Annotated in this window: 19 protein-coding genes, 1 tRNA gene, 2 rRNA genes and 1 riboswitch (1 of these 23 only partly in view); of the genes, 12 read left to right on the forward strand and 10 right to left on the reverse strand. The window is 59.2% G+C overall.

Annotated features, from left to right (window positions below):
• From ABOK31_RS18080 to ABOK31_RS18090, 3 genes are all read left to right on the forward strand, one after another.
• A 23S ribosomal RNA gene (locus tag ABOK31_RS18080) occupies positions 1-1658 on the forward strand; it begins 1250 nt to the left of the window's first position.
• A 254-nt stretch (positions 1659-1912) separates the two neighbouring features.
• A 5S ribosomal RNA gene (gene rrf, locus ABOK31_RS18085) occupies positions 1913-2027 on the forward strand.
• Between the two features lie 357 nt (positions 2028-2384).
• Positions 2385-2461 (forward strand) — tRNA-Met (locus ABOK31_RS18090).
• A gap of 350 nt (positions 2462-2811) precedes the next feature.
• On the opposite strand, the gene ABOK31_RS18095 is transcribed toward ABOK31_RS18090, so the two are convergent.
• Positions 2812-3537 carry an SDR family NAD(P)-dependent oxidoreductase gene (locus ABOK31_RS18095; protein WP_349957028.1) on the reverse strand — a complete coding sequence of 242 codons (726 nt, stop codon included), beginning with the start codon at positions 3535-3537 and terminating at the stop codon, positions 2812-2814.
• A gap of 98 nt (positions 3538-3635) precedes the next feature.
• On the opposite strand from ABOK31_RS18095, the gene ABOK31_RS18100 reads away from it, so the two are divergent.
• Complete coding sequence (locus tag ABOK31_RS18100) at positions 3636-4007, forward strand: helix-turn-helix domain-containing protein (protein WP_202034566.1); 372 nt, start codon at positions 3636-3638, stop codon at positions 4005-4007.
• 44 nt (positions 4008-4051) lie between these two features.
• Here the strand turns inward: ABOK31_RS18100 and ABOK31_RS18105 are convergent, their stop codons facing one another.
• Genes ABOK31_RS18105 through ABOK31_RS18120 form a run of 4 tightly spaced genes read right to left on the reverse strand, consistent with a single transcriptional unit; the run spans position 4052 to position 7757 of the window.
• Positions 4052-5110 (reverse strand): ABC transporter ATP-binding protein, encoded by a 1059-nt coding sequence (locus ABOK31_RS18105; RefSeq protein ID WP_349957029.1) that lies wholly within the window; start codon positions 5108-5110, stop codon positions 4052-4054.
• A 6-nt stretch (positions 5111-5116) separates the two neighbouring features.
• Complete coding sequence (locus ABOK31_RS18110; protein ID WP_174179051.1) at positions 5117-5905, reverse strand: ABC transporter permease; 789 nt, start codon at positions 5903-5905, stop codon at positions 5117-5119.
• A gap of 2 nt (positions 5906-5907) precedes the next feature.
• Entirely contained in the window at positions 5908-6732 is an 825-nt protein-coding gene (locus ABOK31_RS18115; RefSeq protein WP_174179049.1) for an ABC transporter permease, read from the reverse strand.
• Between the two features lie 47 nt (positions 6733-6779).
• Positions 6780-7757, reverse strand: a complete 978-nt coding sequence (locus tag ABOK31_RS18120; RefSeq protein WP_349959024.1) for an ABC transporter substrate-binding protein — start codon at positions 7755-7757, stop codon at positions 6780-6782.
• 330 nt (positions 7758-8087) lie between these two features.
• On the opposite strand from ABOK31_RS18120, the gene ABOK31_RS18125 reads away from it, so the two are divergent.
• From ABOK31_RS18125 to ABOK31_RS18145, 5 genes are all read left to right on the forward strand, one after another.
• Complete coding sequence (locus ABOK31_RS18125; RefSeq protein WP_349957032.1) at positions 8088-9965, forward strand: adenine deaminase C-terminal domain-containing protein; 1878 nt, start codon at positions 8088-8090, stop codon at positions 9963-9965.
• A 282-nt stretch (positions 9966-10247) separates the two neighbouring features.
• Positions 10248-11027 carry a TIM barrel protein gene (locus tag ABOK31_RS18130; RefSeq protein WP_349957033.1) on the forward strand — a complete coding sequence of 260 codons (780 nt, stop codon included), beginning with the start codon at positions 10248-10250 and terminating at the stop codon, positions 11025-11027.
• Between the two features lie 327 nt (positions 11028-11354).
• Entirely contained in the window at positions 11355-12143 is a 789-nt protein-coding gene (locus ABOK31_RS18135; protein WP_349957035.1) for an EAL domain-containing protein, read from the forward strand.
• 112 nt (positions 12144-12255) lie between these two features.
• A complete protein-coding gene (locus ABOK31_RS18140; protein ID WP_349957037.1) occupies positions 12256-12843 on the forward strand; it encodes a helix-turn-helix domain-containing protein in 588 nt (195 codons plus the stop codon).
• A gap of 170 nt (positions 12844-13013) precedes the next feature.
• Complete coding sequence (locus ABOK31_RS18145) at positions 13014-13463, forward strand: MucR family transcriptional regulator (RefSeq protein ID WP_174179040.1); 450 nt, start codon at positions 13014-13016, stop codon at positions 13461-13463.
• Between the two features lie 212 nt (positions 13464-13675).
• On the opposite strand, the gene ABOK31_RS18150 is transcribed toward ABOK31_RS18145, so the two are convergent.
• On the reverse strand, positions 13676-15283 hold the full coding sequence (locus ABOK31_RS18150) for an inorganic phosphate transporter (RefSeq protein WP_174179038.1): 1608 nt from the start codon (positions 15281-15283) through the stop codon (positions 13676-13678).
• 240 nt (positions 15284-15523) lie between these two features.
• Here ABOK31_RS18150 and ABOK31_RS18155 point away from each other — a divergent pair, with 240 nt between their 5' ends.
• Complete coding sequence (locus ABOK31_RS18155; RefSeq protein ID WP_174179036.1) at positions 15524-15835, forward strand: hypothetical protein; 312 nt, start codon at positions 15524-15526, stop codon at positions 15833-15835.
• A gap of 38 nt (positions 15836-15873) precedes the next feature.
• Here ABOK31_RS18155 and ABOK31_RS18160 read toward each other — a convergent pair whose 3' ends face one another.
• The 3 genes from ABOK31_RS18160 to ABOK31_RS18170 are packed head-to-tail and all read right to left on the reverse strand — an operon-like array spanning position 15874 to position 17497.
• On the reverse strand, positions 15874-16500 hold the full coding sequence (locus ABOK31_RS18160; RefSeq protein WP_349957039.1) for a hypothetical protein: 627 nt from the start codon (positions 16498-16500) through the stop codon (positions 15874-15876).
• 34 nt (positions 16501-16534) lie between these two features.
• Entirely contained in the window at positions 16535-17275 is a 741-nt protein-coding gene (locus tag ABOK31_RS18165) for a CbtA family protein (protein WP_349957041.1), read from the reverse strand.
• A 12-nt stretch (positions 17276-17287) separates the two neighbouring features.
• Positions 17288-17497, reverse strand: a complete 210-nt coding sequence (locus tag ABOK31_RS18170; RefSeq protein ID WP_092714474.1) for a CbtB domain-containing protein — start codon at positions 17495-17497, stop codon at positions 17288-17290.
• A gap of 58 nt (positions 17498-17555) precedes the next feature.
• Positions 17556-17631, reverse strand: a riboswitch (cobalamin riboswitch).
• A 111-nt stretch (positions 17632-17742) separates the two neighbouring features.
• Here ABOK31_RS18170 and ABOK31_RS18175 point away from each other — a divergent pair.
• Positions 17743-18309 (forward strand): histidine phosphatase family protein, encoded by a 567-nt coding sequence (locus tag ABOK31_RS18175; RefSeq protein WP_349957043.1) that lies wholly within the window; start codon positions 17743-17745, stop codon positions 18307-18309.
• A 48-nt stretch (positions 18310-18357) separates the two neighbouring features.
• On the forward strand, positions 18358-18945 hold the full coding sequence (locus ABOK31_RS18180) for a hypothetical protein (RefSeq protein WP_349957044.1): 588 nt from the start codon (positions 18358-18360) through the stop codon (positions 18943-18945).
• 355 nt (positions 18946-19300) lie between these two features.
• Here ABOK31_RS18180 and ABOK31_RS18185 read toward each other — a convergent pair whose 3' ends face one another.
• A complete protein-coding gene (locus ABOK31_RS18185; RefSeq protein WP_349957045.1) occupies positions 19301-20065 on the reverse strand; it encodes an SURF1 family protein in 765 nt (254 codons plus the stop codon).
• Between the last annotated feature and the right edge of the window lie 19 nt (positions 20066-20084).

The raw sequence follows: 20084 nt of genomic DNA on the forward strand, positions 1-20084 counted from the left end.
CTGGTCTAGTCAAGGGTCTTTGCGCCGAAAATGTAACGGGGCTGAAGCCATGCACCGAAGCTGAGGATTCCTCTTTGAGGAGTGGTAGCGGAGCGTTCCGTAAGCTGATGAAGGGATACCCGTGAGGGGTCCTGGAGGTATCGGAAGTGCGAATGTTGACATGAGTAACGATAAAGAGGGTGAGAGACCCTCTCGCCGAAAGACCAAGGGTTCCTGCTTAAAGTTAATCTGAGCAGGGTTAGCCGGCCCCTAAGACGAGGCGGACACGCGTAGTCGATGGGAACCACGTTAATATTCGTGGGCCTGGTGGTAGTGACGGATTGCTTAACTTGTTCACACTTATTGGATTGTGTGGGCGGGGACGCGGTTCCAGGAAATAGCTCCACCGTATAGACCGTACCCGAAACCGACACAGGTGGTCAGGTAGAGTATACCAAGGCGCTTGAGAGAACTATGTTGAAGGAACTCGGCAAATTGCACGCGTAACTTCGGAAGAAGCGTGACCCTTATGTACGCAAGTATGTGAGGGTGGCACAGACCAGGGGGTAGCGACTGTTTACCAAAAACACAGGGCTCTGCGAAGTCGCAAGACGACGTATAGGGTCTGACGCCTGCCCGGTGCTGGAAGGTTAAGAGGAGGGGTGCAAGCTCTGAATCGAAGCCCCAGTAAACGGCGGCCGTAACTATAACGGTCCTAAGGTAGCGAAATTCCTTGTCGGGTAAGTTCCGACCTGCACGAATGGCGTAACGACTTCCCCGCTGTCTCCAACATAGACTCAGTGAAATTGAATTCCCCGTGAAGATGCGGGGTTCCTGCGGTCAGACGGAAAGACCCCGTGCACCTTTACTATAGCTTTACACTGGCATTCGTGTCGGCATGTGTAGGATAGGTGGTAGGCTTTGAAGCAGGGACGCCAGTTCTTGTGGAGCCATCCTTGAAATACCACCCTTATCGTCATGGATGTCTAACCGCGGTCCGTTATCCGGATCCGGGACAGTGTATGGTGGGTAGTTTGACTGGGGCGGTCGCCTCCGAAAGAGTAACGGAGGCGCGCGATGGTGGGCTCAGACCGGTCGGAAATCGGTCGTCGAGTGCAATGGCATAAGCCCGCCTGACTGCGAGACTGACAAGTCGAGCAGAGACGAAAGTCGGTCATAGTGATCCGGTGGTCCCGTGTGGAAGGGCCATCGCTCAACGGATAAAAGGTACGCCGGGGATAACAGGCTGATGACCCCCAAGAGTCCATATCGACGGGGTTGTTTGGCACCTCGATGTCGGCTCATCGCATCCTGGGGCTGGAGCAGGTCCCAAGGGTTTGGCTGTTCGCCAATTAAAGCGGTACGTGAGCTGGGTTCAGAACGTCGTGAGACAGTTCGGTCCCTATCTGCCGTGGGTGTAGGAATATTGACAGGATCTGTCCCTAGTACGAGAGGACCGGGATGGACATATCTCTGGTGGACCTGTTGTCCTGCCAAGGGCATAGCAGGGTAGCTATATATGGAATGGATAACCGCTGAAGGCATCTAAGCGGGAAACCAACCTGGAAACGAGTGTTCCCTATCAGAGCCGTGGAAGACGACCACGTTGATAGGCCGGGTGTGGAAGTGCGGCAACGCATGAAGCTTACCGGTACTAATAGCTCGATTGGCTTGATCGTTCCCATTGCCAGTGCTCATCAAACAAGTTTGATGAGGCTTTAAGTTCAGCGCTCACGCATGAGCGGGTCTTCGACCCTATGCTCCGCGAGGGCGCCGGACGTCCGGCGACGCGCTTTGCGCTTGCGGTCTTAGCGACCGTGTCCGGACAAACCAAAGACGTGTTCATAAAGACAAAACGAGGCTTCTGGCCTCACCAGCTTCTCATAGGGCATAAACCGCTGGCGCGGTTTAGCCCGAAGTTGCGCTTTGCCGACCTGGTGGTTATGGCGGGGTGGCTGCACCCGTTCCCTTTCCGAACACGGCCGTGAAACGCCCCTGCGCCCATGGTACTTCGTCTTAAGACGCGGGAGAGTAGGTCGCTGCCAGGTCTGCTAAACGCAACTCAGGCTAAATTGCTCAAGCAATTTATGCCTCACGCTAAACCGCATCGCGGTTTATGCGTCTCAAAAAATCTTCTCTGATCACACGCGATAAACCCAAAAGGTTTACGCTGAAACGGCCCGGCCGTGTTACAATAGGCCGCTCAAAGCGGCCTTTGTCGCTTCTGAGGGAAGCAAGAAAACGCTTTGGAATTTTGTAGGAACCCATAATAAGGGTGCCTGCACGCGACAAATCCTCCGGATTTGCGCTGACAACACGCGATAAACCGCTTCGCGGTTTACGCTGATGACGCAAGCCGGAAGGCTTGCTTTGGCGCGACAAACCCAAAGGGTTTGCGCTGGTGACGCGGGGTGGAGCAGCCCGGTAGCTCGTCAGGCTCATAACCTGAAGGCCGCAGGTTCAAATCCTGCCCCCGCAACCAATCAATTCCCCCGGCAGCACTCCTATCGCTCGCGCGAAGACTTCATCTTCGCTGGCGATGGTAGCTCATCGTGCCTCAGGACCATAACCTGATCGCAGCAGGTTCAAATCATGCCCCCAAAACCAATCAATTCCCCCCGCAGCACCCCTCAAAAACACAAAACTCCCCCAATACGTAAGGGCAAAGGCCTGCCAATCTTGAACTCCTGCGATTCAAGCCGCGTCTTGCGAAAAGACAAAGCTCATAGTGTCGCCAAGACCTCAGCCTAGCCGGGCAATGATTCATATCGGAAAAGCCGCCCAATTCGGGCGGCTTTTCCATTTCTGGGTTTATGCATCAAACCTTCCGCTTCATGCCGAAGGCAGTGGCGGGAGAATGGCTTCGGCCCGGCTGCGCTCGGAAACGAGGCTCCAGATCTCTTGTGCGATATCGTCGGGATCGAGGGTCGGGAACGCCCCATCGAGCTTCACGCCATTGGCCTCCAGGGCACGCTTTCCGGCCGAACGGTCGATAAGGCCGCCAATGCTCACAGTGCCTGCATAGATGCCTTGAGGTCCCAGTTCGGCATTCAGCGTCAGGGCGTAGTTGCGCGCAGCCGCCATGACCGGACCGAGACGGGCGAAACCCGGCATCGGCACCACGGCCGACAATCCGCCGACGATGACGACAGCGCCGTCGCCGCGCTTCAGCATACCGGGCAATACGGCATGCGACACTTCGACGGGCGAGAAAGCAAAGATGGTCGCCGCCGACTGAAGCTTTGCTGCGTTGAGTTCGGCGGCGGGCGTGAAGCCGACATCGGATGGGACTGGCGCATAGACGGCGACGTCTATCGAACCGAAACGCGCCTCCATGGACTGAACGAGGGCGGAAATGCCATCGACATTATAGAGATCGGCGGGGAAAGCAGCTGCTTCGATACCTATGCTGTTGAGCTCTGCAACGCGTTCTTCAAGCGATGCGGCATTGCGTGCGACGAGTGCTACTCGGTAGCCTTCTCGCCCGAAGCGTGCCGCAAGCGAGGCGCCGAGCCCGGTGCCCGCTCCGAAAATTGCGATCGTTTTCCTGTCAGTCATAACCTGCTCCTTGAGGTGGTATGTTTTACTGACTAGATATGGTATATTGACTGCCAACGTCGCAAGAACGCATATGTTCGAGGCCTGGTCACATGCTTATGACTGCTGCTCCCTATCAGCCGGGAAACAATGACGACTGCCGCAAGGTGATCGAAATTCTCGGCCGCATGGGCGATAAATGGACGGTGCTTGCCATCGCCATGCTGGTGGAGCGGCCGCGGCGCTTCAACGAACTGAAGCGGATGATCGGCGGCGTTTCCCAGCAGATGCTGACCCGCACCCTGAAGGCCCTGGAGCGTGAGGGAATGGTGACGAGAACGGTCTATCCGACCATACCGCCCCAGGTCGAATATGGCCTGACCGAGCTCGGGCGTTCGCTATCGGTACCCCTGACGCATCTTGCGGCATGGGTGGTGGAACATCTGGGCGAGATCGAAACGCACCGCGCGTCCTACGATGCGGAGGGATAGGGCAATTCCAGGAACTTGCGGCAGCGTAACAGACTACTCCCTGCCTACGCCTCCGGTGAGAGGATGCAGCATTGCTCGGACACAGGCAGCAGCACTGCGCTGCTTCCTGCCGCCATCGGCTCCGATAAGGCGCCATTGGCGACGATAGCACCGGCCGCCGTTTCGCACTGATACTGATAGGCGCGGCCAAGATAGGTGCGTGTTCCCAAAACAGTTGGCAGACCGTTGCCTTCGCGTCGAACCGAAAGCCCGTCCGCACGGCAACCGAGGACAAAGCTGTCCGGAATAGGACCGAAATCATCCTGTGACAGCGTGATCTTCGCGCCGCCTACAGCCTCCGCCGTCACCAGTACGCCCGCCCGATCGACGACCCGCAGCGGCAGCAGATTTTCGAAGCCGACGAAGCGGGCGACGAAGCTGTTGGCGGGCTTGCGGTAGAGGATCTCTGGCGTATCGAGCTGCATGATACGGCCGGCATTCATGATGGCGACACGATCGGAGATCGAGAAGGCTTCCTCTTGATCGTGCGTGACATAAAGCGATGTCGTGCCATTGGCGCGTTGCAGCTGGCGGATCTCCACCCGCATGTCGACCCGAAGCTTGGCATCCAGATTGGAAAGCGGCTCGTCGAACATCAAAAGCGGTGGCTCGATGACGAGGGCGCGTGCCAGCGCAACGCGTTGCTTCTGACCGCCTGACAGGGCCGAAGGCAGGCGGTCGCCAAGGCCGGAAAGGCCGACGCGCTCGAACATGGCCTTAGCCTTCAGCAGGCGCTCCTGTGTTGCCATCCGGCGCTGTTTCAGGCCGAATGCGACATTTTCGAGCACAGTCAGATGCGGAAACAGCGCGTAGTTCTGGAACACCAGGCCGATATCCCTGGCGTGCGCCGGCAACGTCGTCAGGTCGCGGTCGCCGAGCTTGATCGTGCCGCTCGTCGGCTGCAGGAAGCCGGCGACGAGCCGCAAAGTCGTCGTCTTGCCGCAGCCGCTCGAGCCGAGCAGCGAAACCAGTTCGCCGGCCGCGACGGAAAGCGAGAGATCCTGCAGGACGGCCGTCTTGCCGTAATGGGCGCTGATGGAATTGATGGAGAGCGATACGGTCACGGGCGGCTACTTTGTCAGGAAGGTGAGGCCCAGGGTCGCTTCGACGATCGCCATGACGGCGACGGTCACGAGCATCAGCAGCACGGAAACCGAGGCGATGGTCGGGTCGAAGAACTGTTCCATGTGGGCGAGGATCTGGATCGGAAGGGTGGAGATGCCGGGACCGGTCAGGAAGACCGAGACGGAGACATCATTGATGGAGGTGATGAAGGCGAGGATGAAGGCGGCAATGACGCCGGCGCGGATATTCGGCAGCACGATGGTCAGAAACGTCTTAAGAGGCGGGCAGCCGAGGCTGATCGCCGCTTCCTCGATCGAGAAATCAAAACTCGCGAGGCTGGCGCTGACGACGCGCACCGAATAGGGCAGCACCAGCAGTGCATGGCCGATCAAGAGGCTCGGAAAGATCGGCAGCCCAAGCCCGATGGTGATCGATTTCATCAGTGAAAAGCCGAAGACGATTTCCGGAACAAGGATCGGCAGCACGAAGAGCGTCGAAAGCCAGCGCGGCAGTTCGACCCTGTAGCGGCTGATGGCATAGGCCGCAGGTACGCCGATCAAAAGCGAAAGTGCGGTTCCGAGGAAGGCCAGTTCCAGGCTGGTGATCGCCGTCGTGCGGAAGGCTTCGATCTGAAAGATGTTCGAGAACCAATGCAGCGTCAGGCCCTGCGGCGGGAAGGTGAGATAGGTGGTGTCGCTGAAGGCGGCGCCGATGATGATGACGAGCGGCGCCAGCAGGAACAGGAAGACAAGGGCCGTGAAAGCGATAAGTGCGGGGTGGACGGACTTTGTCATAGTCACACCGCCATCGGGTTCAGCCGGCGTGCGAGGCGGCTCATGATTGCGACAATGCCGATCGTCACGACAACCATGATGGCGGCGATCGTCGAGGCGCCGACCCAGTCGAAGGTGACCATGGCGCGCTGATAGAGGAAGGTGCCCATCATCATCTGCTTTTCGCCGCCAAGCAGCTGCGGCGTGGCGTATGAGGTGAAACTGCCGGTGAAAACAAGCACGGCGCCGACGATGAGGCCGGGCGTGGCAAGCGGCAGGATGACCTGGCGAAAGGTTGCGGCCGGCGTCGCGCCGAGCGAAGTGGCGGCTTGAATGAGATCCTGCGGTATGCCCTCAAGCACGCCGACAAGGGTCAAGATCATCAGGGGCACGAAGAGATAGACCATCGCGACGATCACCGAGCCCTCGGTGTAGAGCATCGACAACGGCTCGCTGATGATGCCGATCGACATGAGGATGGTGTTGAGAATGCCGTTCTTGCCGAGGATGATCAGCCACGCGAAGGAGCGCACGACGACACCCGTCAGCAGCGGAAAGACGGCGGCAATAATCATCACGCTTTTGGCGCGGCCCGGCATCTGCGCGATGACATAGGCGGCGATGAAGCCGATGATCAAGGAGATCGCCGTCGTAATGAGAGCAACCTCGATGGTTCTGAAAAGTACGGTCCGGCGAAAGCCGCTGGAAAAGAAGGCAACATAAGGGGAAAATATCCCCTTGGGTTCGCCGAAAGTTGCCGCGATCGTAATGATCACCGGAATGAGCAGGAAGAGCGTTACGGCGAGGATCGCCGGCGTCGCCAAACCCCATTTCATCAAATGCTTCATCAACTAAATTCCGTGAGAACGCCGCAAGGAGCGTGCGGCATGCCCTGTTACATGCCGAAGATCTCGTTCCAGCGATCGACCCAGTCCGACTGCGCCTCGATCAGCTTCTCATAATCGATGCGGCTGAGCTTGGCGATCATGTCGGCGCCGTAGGTCCAGAGCTTGGCCTTTTCCGGCGGCAGCACCACCTTGGTCGAAACCGGTGCATCGACGCCCTGTTCGGCTTCCGCCTGCTGCACGTCCTTCGACAAGATGAAGTTGATGAACTGGTGCGCAAGCTCGACGTTTTCCGAGCCCTTCGGAATATTGACGGTGTTGAGGACGGCGATATCGCCCTCCTTCAGATCGGCCCAGGCCATCGTCGGAACGGCCGCGCGCAGGGATGACAGAACGAAGTCCTGCGTTATCGCCACCTTGGCCTCGCCTGTCGAGATCAGGTTCACCAGCTCGGAGCCGGTATTGTAGTTCTTGACCACATTCGGCTTCAGCGCCTCGATGGCTTCAAAGGCCTTGTCGGCATCGGCATAGGGATCGACGTCGGCATGCTTGCCGGCTTCGAGCACGGTCAGCGGCCCGCCTGTCGTGGTGATGCCGGGAAGAGAAACGGCGCCCTTCAGGTCATCGCGCCACAGATCGTTCCAGGAGGTGATCGGCGGGTTCACTTTCGCCGTATCGTAGACGATACCGACGCGGCCGATTGTGTAAGCGGGGCCGTAATTGCCCTGCGGCGCCTTGGCGATATCGTAGAGGTCGGCAAGGTTCGGGATCTTGCTGCGGTCGACTTCCTGGAAGAGGCTCTGCTGGATGCCGAGCTGCGAATAGCTGTCGGTGAGATAGATGACGTCGATGCCCTTGCCGCCGCGCAGCTTCAGCTTGTTGAGGCGATCGGCATTGTTGCCGGTCTCGAAAACGACGTCGCAGCCGCAGATCTTCTTGAAGGGCTCGATGATGTTGGCCTGCATCTTCTCGCCATTATAGCCCCACCAGGAAACGGTCAGGGTCTTTGCCTGGGCGAAGGCCGGCATGGCGGTTGCCGCGGCAAGGAGAGCAAATCCCGCAGCGCGGGCAAGGGTGAGGCCTTTCATTCTCGAAATCCTTTTGGTCAATGAAATCGGGCATATGTTTCAAGCTTGCAGGATACTATTTTTCGAGCATCGGCTTTACAAGCCCAACAAATGGGCAGGGTAGCAGTTTTTGCCTTTGGTGGGATGAATATCCCGCATCATCACCTGTAGCACTCGGACATTGCAAATGCTTGAGATCGCTCGCCTTCCACAAGCGAGCCAGTCGGCTTTACATGCTGGCCCGTCATCTCTACCCTCGACTGATCGAATTTCTTGGCAGGCATGCGTCTCATGACATCCCCGAAAATAACCCTTCCCGACGATCTGCTCGTCAATGCGGCAGACGAAGTGCTGATCCGCCAGGATCTGACGCTGACCGCCCTCGGCCGTCGTCCGGCGGATCGACTGCTGCGCGTCGGCAAGCTGTTGGATGTGCATAGCCGCACCTGGCTGGACGATCAGGAAATCGTCATCAAGGGCCGGCGTATTGCCTATGTCGGCCCGGCCGGCAGCTATCAGGGCGAGGTGAGCGAGCGCGTGCACGAGCCGCATCTCGTTGCCGTCCCCGGCTTCGGCGAGGCGCACAAGCATATCGAAAGCTCGCATCTGACGCCGGAATGGGAAGCGGCTCTGGTCATGCCGCATGGCGTCACCTGGACCTGCGAGGCGAGCCATGAATTCTCCAATGTCAACGGCGCCCGCAATCTGGAATTCTGGCTGGAAGCGCGCCGCCGCGGCTCGCCGATGAAGATTTTTCCGCTGCCCGGATCGGCCGTGCCGCCGACCGCCTATGAATGGGGCGGCGGTCATTTCGGCTATGACGAGCAGAAATCCTTTCTCAGCGAAAGCCTGATGGTGGCCGGCCTGGACGAGGTCATGGATTGGCCGTCGGTCAGCAATCCGGAGAATCCGGCTTACGATCGTCTCTGGGGCATGATCCGGGCGACGTTCGAGCAGCGCGGCGTCGTCGAGGGCCATGGTGCCGGCCTGCGTGATCTGGCGTCGATCAATGCCTTTGCCGGCGCTGGCCTTGCCTCCGATCACGAAGGCTGGTTTCTCGACGAGATCTGGGAAAAGCTGACGCATGGCCTGTTCATCGAGCTTCGGCCGCATTCCCTGCCTGAGGTCATCCAGGGGCTGATCGACAAGGGCCTGTCCGACTGGTCGCAGATCGCCTTTGTCACCGATGATCGCAGCGCCAGCGATACGCTGAAGATGGGTGCTACGGATCATAATGTCCGCCTTGCGATCGAGAATGGGCTGGCGCCGGAGATCGCCATTCAATGCGTGACGATCAATCCCGCCCGCCATATGCGGCTGACCCCCTGGGTCGGCTCGATTGCGCCCGGCCGCTTCGCCGATATCGTGCTGCTGGATGACGTGAAAGCGCTGTCGATCGCCAAGGTCTGGGCTGACGGCCGGCCGGCATCGGAGGACAAGACCTTCATCGGCATTCGCCCCGAGATCGACTGGCCGGCGTGGGCGACGCAGACGGTTCGCATCGATCGCGTCGTCCGCGCGGAAGATTTTCGCATCGCCGCCCCGTCGGATGCCGCCACGGCCAAGGCGGCGTTGTTGCGTCCCTTCCATTGGGCCGATGATTTCATCACCATGAATCTGCCTGTTCGCGATGGTGCAGTCCAGCGCGATCATGATCGCAACGTCACGAAATTCGCGATCGTCGATCGCTTTTCGGGCGAGGCCAAGGTCGCCCGCATGTTCTGGCTCGGCACCGGGCCGCGCACGCCGGATACCGCCCTCGGCGCTACGCTCGGGCATGACAAGCACAATATCTGGGTCGTCGGTTCCTCCGACGAAGCGATGGCCATGGTCGCCAATGCCCTGAAGGAGCAGCAGGGCGGCTGGGTGCTGGTCTCGGGCGGCAAGGTCGTCGCCCGTGTCCGTTATGAAGTCGGCGGCCTGATGACGGCGCGCTCGGCCGAAGAGCTGGATACGCAGATGCAGGCGCTGTATAAGGCTGGCGCCGAGATCGACTGGATGTATGAACCGACCTTCTCGCCGCGCTGGTGGCCGGGCTTTCCCGAACGGCTTTCCTTCGCGACGCTCACCTGCGCGCCCTGGCGCTGGGTTCTGGTCGCTCCCTCCGAAAGAGCGCCGGAAGGTTTCGTCAATGTCGCGACCGGTGAAACCCATCCGGTCGTCTGGTAGAGATATCCCTCTTCCTTATTCTGAATATCCACCCCTGTGTCGTCGAACGTTGGTGAGCTGTCCTATGGGGTGGATTGCGATCCGAGCTTGACGGCCGAAGCTAGCTCATTAATTATCCGTTTGGTTACTTATGTCGAACCGCAGACTGTGGAAGGGTGAAGCGTATTCATCCGCACATTGGTGGGCGGCAACCGGGCGGAGGAGGCTCTGGTGACTGCAGTTGATAGTGACAGGCCGCGGATAATGTCGGCATTTTCCACACTGGGATGTGCGGAATTCGAATTGAACGAAGCCCTCGGATTGGCCGCGAAGCATGGCATCGACGCCATTGAAATCCGCGCCCTTGGCGGCACTGTCGATCTGGTTGCCTATTTCACCGAAAGGTTCGGTTCTCCGTCCGGCCTGGCCAAAGTGCTGGAAGCTTCTGCCGTAAGCGTCTGCGCTTTCAATACTTCGCTGCGTCTTGTCGGCGCGACTATGCAGGCAAAGGAAGAGTTCCTGCGCTATCTTCCATGGGCAGAGGCCGCCGGCGTTCGTTCGCTCAGGGTTTTCGACGGCGGTGAAACCGGCGACAAGGACGAGCTGGCCGAGGCGCTGGCGACGCTGCAATGGTGGCGTGAAACTGCAGAACGGGAAGGCTTTCATGCCGCTATGGTCATCGAGACACATGATTTCCTTGCGTTGCCGGACGCTATTCCGCGCTTCCTTGAAATAGCGCCCGATTGCGCGCTTATCTGGGATACGCATCACACTTGGCGCAAGGGCGGGCAAGATCCCGTCGAAACCTGGAAACAGGTTCGGCGCAACACGCAACATCTCCACATCAAGGACAGCGTTTCCAGGCCGGGGCCGAGACTGCCCTATAGTTATGTACTGCCCGGTACCGGCGAGTTCCCGATGGCGACACTGCGTTCAGCGCTCGATGCCGATGGTTATGCCGGCATCATGAGTCTGGAGTGGGAAAGATTGTGGCATCAGGATCTACCGCCTCTGGATCTGGCTCTGCAGGCGGCGCGGCAAAATGGCTGGTGGTCCACGCGGCAAATGGTGAATAATTGTTGAAGAGCATTAATATTTTAGTTTAGTTGTATGGGAGAAGGCTGCACGGAGATTGACTTTTGCAGCGCTAGTTAATTAGTGTATTAGCAATTATTAAATAACTATCTCGTAGGCATGTCCGCGCCGGGTTGACTATGGTCTTCGGTGCAATATTTCCAGCTCGATGAAGGGGGCCTCAATGATTGAGGTTTGAGGGTGTCTGGAAGATGGAAGAGGTGGATTATAGACACCGGAATCCGATGTTTCGGAGCGAGGCGCGCCGTTTATCACCCGCTGTTTCCTACTCCTGGATGTTCCTCGATCGCCGTGTCGCCCCGAAAGGGAAGTCCGATGAACGGTAGTGCAAGCCGCGAGGAGGAGGGGCATGGAGCCCTCATCTTGAAGGCGATCGCCGAGGGTGGCCTGGGTTTTGCGGCGCAATGGATTCATGATGCCGGAAATGTCGGCAAGGTGTTCTACGCGGAAAGCCTGGCGCGCGTAACGGACTCGGACGGCACCGTGCACACGGCCGGCACCTTCGTCTCACTCCTCGAGCGGCAGGATCGCTGGTTCGATCTCGATCTGCGTATTCTGGATATGGTGCTGTCCGATCTGGCCGCGGACAAGGCGTTGGTTCTCGGCTTCAACCTTTCCGCCACCAGCCTGTCGCACTCCGATCGGTTTGCCGATGTGTTCGGTCGAATTAGCCGCCGCCCGGAGCTTGCTTCGCGCCTCATCATCGAGGTCACCGAAAGCTATCCCGTAGTTGGCGCATCCATCGAGCGCATGAAGATGATCCGTGATCTCGGCTGTCGTATCGCCATTGATGATTTCGGGTCGGGTTTTGCCACGCCGGCATCGCTGTTGCAGGTGCCAGCCGATATCATCAAGATCGATGCAGCCTTCGTGTGGGACAACAGGCGAGGCCGCGACGGGAGCGACAGCCTTTCTCATCTTGTCGGCTTTGCCGCCTGCTTTGCTCCCTTTGTCGTCGTCGAGGGTATCGAAACCAGCTCTCAGCTCGATGTGGCGCGGGAAGCCGGCGCAACGCATGTGCAGGGCTTCCTGCTGTCGAAGCCGGTTTCCCTGGCGCAGCTCCGGCGCTACAAGCGGAAAGCCGTCTTGCGGGGGGTGGAATGACCGTTCCTGCTGTTTTCCCGCCGGACATGATCGCAATCTTCAATCGTTGTGCATGGCGTATGTCTGCCGGTCCTTCGCTGAAGCCTGCCATCAGGGCCTCGCAGGTGATGTCATGATGAAGCAGCCGGCTTTTGCATCGGCCTATCAGATCTCGGCGGCCCGGGCGGCGAGCGAGCTGAAGACGAAGACATTGCTGTGTGCTTTTGTGAGCCGGCTTCACATCGTCTTCTCCGGGAGCGGCGAGCTGTCCGCCACATTCGTCGGCGGAGCTGACCCGCATGTTCTTATTTCCGATCGGGCGGCTGAGGCCATTGGCCGCGTCACCATAGATGCCGAGACCGGCCTCTATGTCCTGTGCGAGCTCGGCGGTCACGCCGATGACGTCGTCATCGTGACCGCGAGCGAAAATCGATTGATTGAGGAGATCACCCTTCATCTCGGCGATGGCCGTTTGCTGCAGGGAGCGGTCGAGACGGCCGTCAGCAGCCTTGTCGGCCAGACGATGGAGGATGTCGAGCGCAAGCTTATTCTCCAGACGCTGCATCATTGCGGCGGAGATCCCACTCACACGGCGTTCATGCTCGACATGCCGCTCGTCACTCTTTGCAACAAGCTGGCGGTCTATTTCTCGGACTCCGCCGGCGAACTGCCGCAGACCGCTGCGGATACGGGATACGGAGCGAAAAGCTACCGGCTGTGATTGCGCACGCATTTCATGCGGACGCATTGTGCCCCGGTTACCAAACCGGGATCGCGCTCCTGGAACAGGGCGCAAATCGAAACGGCGCGCTGCCCGGCTGCGGGTATCGCGCATGATGCAATTCGAGCGGGGCGGCGCACGAGGAACCAAATGAGATCCGGGAAAAGATCATGGATTCTTTCAGCGAGAGAAAAGACCCCGTACCCCAGAAGATGCCCTCCTTGTTCGACGGCTGCGTGAAGATCGTTTCGGCCTATGTCAGCCACAATGCCATCCCTGTTCACAGCCTCCCCAGGCTTATCAAGGATATTCACGAGGCGCTGCAAGCATTGAATGGGTCGGCTTCGATCGTCGATCGAAGCAATCTGGTGCCGGCTGTGGATTTGAAGAAATCGGTGACAAACGACTACATCGTCTGCCTCGAAGACGGCAAACGCTTCAAGACGCTGAAGCGCCATTTGCGTGTGCATTATGGCATGACGCCCGAGGAGTACAGACAGAAATGGGGCCTTGCTCCCAACTATCCGATGGTTGCACAGAATTACGCCAACCGTCGTTCGGAGCTTGCCAAGATTTCCGGCCTCGGTGCGAATGGCAACAAAAGGGAAGGCGTCGGCTGACGCAATTCGGAAACAGGCGCCTCCCGCGTTCCTGACGGGCATGGCTTCGACACTCCGCGGGAATTCGGGCGGATATTCGCGAGCGGTTTCCATGTGTTTTGCGACGCTTGCCGCGGGGCCATGTCTGCCGGCGGAATGCTCTAAATGAAATGGCGCCCGGCAAGGGGCGCCATTGTCTTATCGAGAATGTCCGAAGTCGCTATCGGCGACGATCAGAAGACCTGACGCAGCACGACGAACAGCACGAAGGCCAGTGCGATCGAAGCCGGCAGCGTCAGTATCCACGCCATCAGCATGTTCCGCACGGTCGACCATTGCAGGCCGGAACCATTTGCCGCCATGGTGCCGGCGACGCCGGAGGACAGGACGTGCGTTGTCGAGACCGGCAGGCCGAGATGATCGGCAGCGCCGATCGTCAGCATGGCGACGACTTCGGCGGCGGCACCCTGGCCATAGGTCAGATGCGTTTTGCCGATCTTTTCGCCGACTGTGACGACGATGCGCTTCCAGCCGACCATGGTGCCGAGGCCGAGCGCCAATGCGACGGCGACCTTCACCCAGAGCGGGATGAACTTGGTCGCGTGATCGACGGCGGCGTGATAGTTCGTGACGGCCTTCAGGTCGTCGGCGCTCATCGGCAGCAGCTTCTGCTTGTCGATCAGCTTCAGCGATTCACCGATCAGGTAGATGTCGTTGCGAACGTTGCCGACGAGCCCGTTCGGCAACTTCTCGACGCTGGGATAGGCCGATATCTCGGCGCTGGTGGCGTGGATATAGGCCTGCAATGCCGGCGTTGTCGCGTCGGTCCAGGTCTTGGTCTTCACGGCATCGCTGACGGCAGCCTTCGGATCGGCCGGCGTGGCAACGCCCGGCTTCACATATTTGCCGAGCACCGTTTCGACCTGCGCCGAGGCGGTCTTGTAGGCTTCGAGATAGTTGATGTCAGGCGTGCGGTTGAGCGCGAAGGCCGTCGGCACGAGGCCGATGAGGATGAGCATGATCAGACCCATGCCCTTCTGACCATCGTTCGAACCGTGGGCGAAGCTGACGCCGGTGCAGGTGAAGATCAGCAGGCCGCGGATCCAGGCCGGCGGCGGCGCATTGCCCTTCGGTGCTTCATAGAGTTCCTTGTTGCGGATCAGCACCTTGGAAACCAGCAGCAGCACAGCGGCCATGGCGAAACCGATGATCGGCGACAGGAGCAGAGACATGCCGACGCTGCTTGCCTGCGACCAGTCGACACCGCTGGTGGCGGAGCCGGCAGGGGCGAGGAACTGATTGGCAAGACCGACACCGATGATGGAGCCGACGAGCGTGTGCGAACTCGAGGCCGGTAGGCCGAGATACCAGGTGCCGAGGTTCCAGATGATGGCCGCCGTCAAAAGGGCGAAGACCATCGCAAGACCGGAGCCGGAGCCGACCTGCAGGATCAGCTCCACCGGCAGCAGTGCCAGAATGCCGAAAGCGACGGCGCCCGAAGACGTGAGAACACCGAGGAAGTTGAAGAAGCCCGACCAGATGACAGCGAATTCCGCTGGCAGCGAGCGCGTATAGATGACGGTTGCCACGGCATTGGCCGTGTCATGGAAACCGTTGACGAATTCGAAGCCAAGCGCGATCAGGAGTGCCAGGCCGAGCAGGATCCACGGAACAGCGGCGGCTTCGGCGAGGTCGCTGCCGAGGGCGTAGCCGACATAGGCGAGACCGGCCAGCACAATGACGCCGAAGATCGGTAGAAACCATTTTGCCGAACTACCGGCTCCGTGAATTGGATGGTTGGCATTGCCACCCTCCGAAGTGTTTGAAGCGAGGTCGACCATCCCAAACTCCTTTATGGCAATTGATATCGTTGGTGTAAGCTTCCTTCATGAAACTCTCGTGACGCGCGAGTAGGTTGCGGCCGGCGGCAAATACCGGCAATAGTACGCTTTTTCAGCTGTGGGCAGGCGTTTGCGCTGATCTTGATTTCGCCGCCAAAAGGCCTTTTTCGGTTCAGCCCGCGTTCATACCTTCGGGGGTTAAATCTCGCATGTAAGGGACTTGGATAGAGGGCCATCAAAATGAGATCTTCCGTGATTGCCATCGCTGCCTTGTTCGGCGGCTTGATCGTATCTTCGGCAGAGGCAATGCCTATCCCAGCCGTTGGGACAGCGGCCTCGGCGCCGATCGTGAAAGTTGACTATGCCTGCGGTCGTGGCTGGCACCTGACGCGTTGGGGTGAATGCCGCCCGAATCGCTGGGGCCCGCCGCCGCGGCGCTGGGGCTACTACAGGCCGCCACCGCCGCCGCCATGGGGCTGGCACGGGGGCTATCGCCATCACCGTGACGGTTGGGGCGACCGCCGCTGGCGCGATCGTCCGCGCGACTGGTAGGATCAGAAACACCGCCGCATCTTGCGGCGGTGTTTTGCTTAAGGCTGAGTTTGGGGCCGTAACGCGCGCGCTCCGAGCCATAGTCCCGCAAGAGCGAGCAAGCCGGTCGATAAAATCGCGGCAAGGCTTTTCACATGAAGCGCGATCTCGGCAAGTTTCGGCCGGATGAGATCCGCCGTATTGAAGCTTTCGCCGCTGAATTTGCACAGGATGAGCGCGAGATTGTTGCGCGCGAGCGTCGCGTCGATATCGGAGACGAGGTCGTCGACCGGTACTTTTTCCACCTTCATTACTCGCATCCGCAGAAGCACCGCCTTCGCTGCCGCAAGATAGGCGTGCGAGCATTCGTTGAACGGGCTTTCCTCGTTGCTGACGCTGTCCGGCATCAGGCCCCAGAGGCAATAGGCATGTTGGATCTGCGCGAAGTTCATGAGGCGGCGGAAGGTTTCGTCGGTATCCGATGTGCTCTCGGCAAGCGAGATGATCCGCCCGTAAAAGGGAGCGATCACAGCCATTTCGCCATGGGTAAGGCTTGGTATTGGAATGCCAGCCTGGCTTCCGGAGGACCCGCCGCCATGCGCGGCAACCGAAGCCGGCCAGCCCGACAGCATAAGACAGAAGATTGCAAGCAGGACGCCGCTTGGATGCGGGTATCTCCCGCGCATGTTGCCATGCGCGGGAAGCGAGCTATTTATCATGCTAAGCCCGGCGCAGGGTCGCACTGCCGTAGCGTGTCTGCGGCAGCTGGCGTTCCGCCCAGGCTCCGAAGGCAAGGCCAAGCGTCGTCCAGAGGATGGCGTGCATGCCGAGCGATGTGACGCGGAAGCGCCAGAGCACGACAGCGGAGAATTGCTCAGGCACTTCGTTGATCGAAGGAAGCAGATATTGGATCAGCGCGATGAAGATGAGGTAGCCGATTCCGGCAATGAGCGCACCGTTCCAGGAACCATATCGCGCCGCCAGCCGGCGACCGAAGCCAACGGCGACGATCATGCCGGCGACGGAGGCAACGACCATGATGAAGAACAGTTCCGTTCTCGCACCGATCGTCTCCGGATTGCCGACGGCCGGCGGGTTCGCCGGATACTTGATGTCGGGTACGAGAGAAATCGTCACGAAAGCGGCGATGGCGAGCAGGGCTGCCGTGCCGCGCGCGCCGAGAGGGCTGACGCGACCGTAGACGAAGGAAAAGACCAGCGCGAACAATCCGCCTATTGCGGTCGAGAAGATCACGCTGCCGGTGAAGAGGCCGATGCCCGCCTGTGTGGCGCGGCTGACGATTTCCGGCTCCGGCGCCTCGCCAGCCGCCTGTGCGGCTTTTTCTTCAAAGCCGATGGCCCAGTCGACCAGCGGTTCGCCGAAGATGTGGGCGAAAGCAAAAACGAGAATACCGGCAAGGGCCCCGACGATCATGCCGCGGAGCAAAAGACGTCCAACCATGTGCTTGACCCCTTAGTGGCAGGGGAAGCCGAGAAGATGACGGGCATCATGCACGAACTCGTGCACATACATGCCCGAGATGAGCGAGGTCGCGCCTTCCTCAGCGCCGACGAAATAGATCGCGAGCAGCATCAGCAGGCCGGCAAAAATGGCCCAGGGCAGGATTTGACCGAGCGGAATCGGCTGCGGAATTGCGGTTGGGGCGAAAGTGGTGTCGGACATTGTATTTCCCTCTTGAAGAAAAGCGCGTTCCATTTGCGGAAGGGTTCTTGCGGGAAGGGTCTGGCTCTCGAGGGGCGGAACCGGTCCGCCTTCGATTACAGTGGCGCGACCGCGCCGGAATTCCACCGGCTTCCGCACCCGCAAGTGCAAGTTTATATCTATTTGTAAAGATGGTTGTCAATCAAGCGCCACTGCGATGTGAAATCGCGACAAGAGCGCGGCAGGGGATGGAGTTGGGAAGTCGCATGAAAACGCGTTTGAGCTGGATTTGCCATGGGGCGACGCAAGCCAATCGAAACGGCTGCTTTCCAGATGATGAACCATTGGAGGTGAAGGCAGCGCAGCAGGCTCAATCACTGTCCTTCGGGCTCGGGGCGATCGATCGCGTCTGGACAAGCCCGGCCCTGCGCGCGCGCCAGACAGCCACGGTCCTGGGTCTCGACGCTATCCCGGATGTCGGTTTGCGGGAATGCGATTATGGCGACTGGCGAGGGCAATCCCTTGCCGAGTTGCATGAGAGGGACGCGGATTCTCTGGCGCTATGGATGACGGATACGTCGGTCGCGCCGCATGGCGGCGAAGCCCTCTCGTCGGTCATGAAGCGTGTCGGCGAATGGATGGGAAACCATATCGAGGATACTGGCCATATCGTCGTCATCACCCATGCGAGCGTCATTCGCGCCGCCGTTCTGCAGGCCCTGCAGTCGCCGCCTGCGGCATTCTGGGCGGTCGATATCGAGCCGTTCGGGATTGTTGAAATGACGAGCGACGGCCGGCGCTGGCAGCTTCGCTTCCCAAAGATGACGATCTAAGGTCTGTGAGAATTCCACAACATTTGCTTGATGTGATTCAAGCCTTTGATGGACCGTTTTATTCTGACTGACGCCCAATGGGCGAAGATGGCGCCGTATTGTCTGCGCAAACCAACCGATCCCGGACGCAGCTGCAGTGACAACCGACTTTTTATAGAGACTGTTCTTTGGATAGTGCGTTCTTGCTCCCCCGGCGTGATTTCCCAGAGCATTTTGGAAACTGGAGCATTGCATCCCGTCGCTTCAGCGATTGGCGTCGTGGAGATGTATTTGCAAAGCTTTTTGAAGCCTGCTCGGATGAGCCAGACCTCGAATATGCAATGGACGATGCGATCATCGTCAATGTCCACCGCCATGGACAGGGCTCAAAGGGGGACTCGGAGCCGGGCCATAGGTCGCTCGAAAGGTGGAATGACGTCTAAAATCCTGGCGCTGGCCGATGCATTCGGCAATTTGGTGCGGTTCGAGCTTTTGCCAGGACATCGCTTTTCAAAGCCATTGCCTCTGGATCGCGAGCTTTCATCCATCTCGCCGCAGCCGTCATCAATTCGAGATGAATCCCCACAGACCTTAATCTTGAAGCATCCAGGGTGTGTTCGGCGGGCGCTTACGGTTCGTTATTTCTTCTTCGCTTGATCATGATGCCACTTGATGGCGAAGAACATGCCCGTGCCTAACACGAGAACCTTGAACGTAATGAAGACTATAGGGAACCAGTCCATTATTTTGAATATTTCCAGGCTGTTACTTGACACTATCTATCGTGAGGAGCGCTACCTCAAAACCGCTGCTTCAGCAGCTTCATCTTTTGTTCAAACCATCGTCGAATCCAACTTCGATCATAACATTCCCGTCCACACGGCCTAAGTGGTGCCATCATCCATCTCGCCGCAGCCGTCATCAATTCAAGATGAATTCCCATAGACCTCAGAGCAGTTTCCGCAAAAGTGCGGTTTCGCGTCGGAAATTGCGTGAAAGCAAAGGGTGGTGATCAGCGGGCCGCTTTGGTCCGCCGCCGTTCGGAGTAGACGAGATATCCAGCCATGCCGAACGTCATCGCGGCCAGTCCATACCAGGTGATGGCATAGACGAGATGGCTGTTGTGGAAGGTGATCTGTGTCAGCCCTCCCACCGGCAGTCCGCCCGGATTTTTCGTATCGTCGGCATCGATGAAGTAGGGCGCCACGTTCTGCAGTCCGCGGGCTTCCGCAATCGCCGTCACGTCGCGCGAATACCAGCGCTCGTCCGCCGGCACGTTCGAACGCAGCAGCGTGCCTTTGGGCTCGTTGATCCTGAGCAGGCCGGTCACGGAGGTTTCGCCAGCAATCTCGCCTTCGGCACGCGTCGACGGATTGCGCTTTTCGGTCGGCACGAAGCCGCGATTGACGATGATGATCGTGCCGTCTGCAAGCTTCAGTGGCGTCAGCACCCAGTAGCCCGCGCCGAGCGCGGTCGAGGCATAGACCTGCGCTTGCCTATCGTTGAGGAAAGTCCCGCTCGCCTGCACATGCTTGTATTCCGAGTTTTCTGCCGTGATATCGGCCCACCGCGCGGCACCGGGAGCCAGAATCGCTGGTGCGTGGACGCGGGCATCGACCCTGGCGATCAGATCCAGCTTCCAGTGCAGCCGCTTCACCTGCCAGGTGCCGAGCCCGATGAGGAGGGCTGTCAGAAGCAGAAGCAGCAACACCCAGATGACAAGGGTAAGCGTCGAGCGCGGCCGGCTCTGCGATGTAGTCGAGGAAATGTCGGTCATGGCGCTGGTCTCCGGGGAG

Source organism: Rhizobium sp. ZPR4 (assembly GCF_040215725.1).
GTDB classification, from domain to species: Bacteria; Pseudomonadota; Alphaproteobacteria; order Rhizobiales; family Rhizobiaceae; genus Rhizobium; species Rhizobium rhizogenes_D.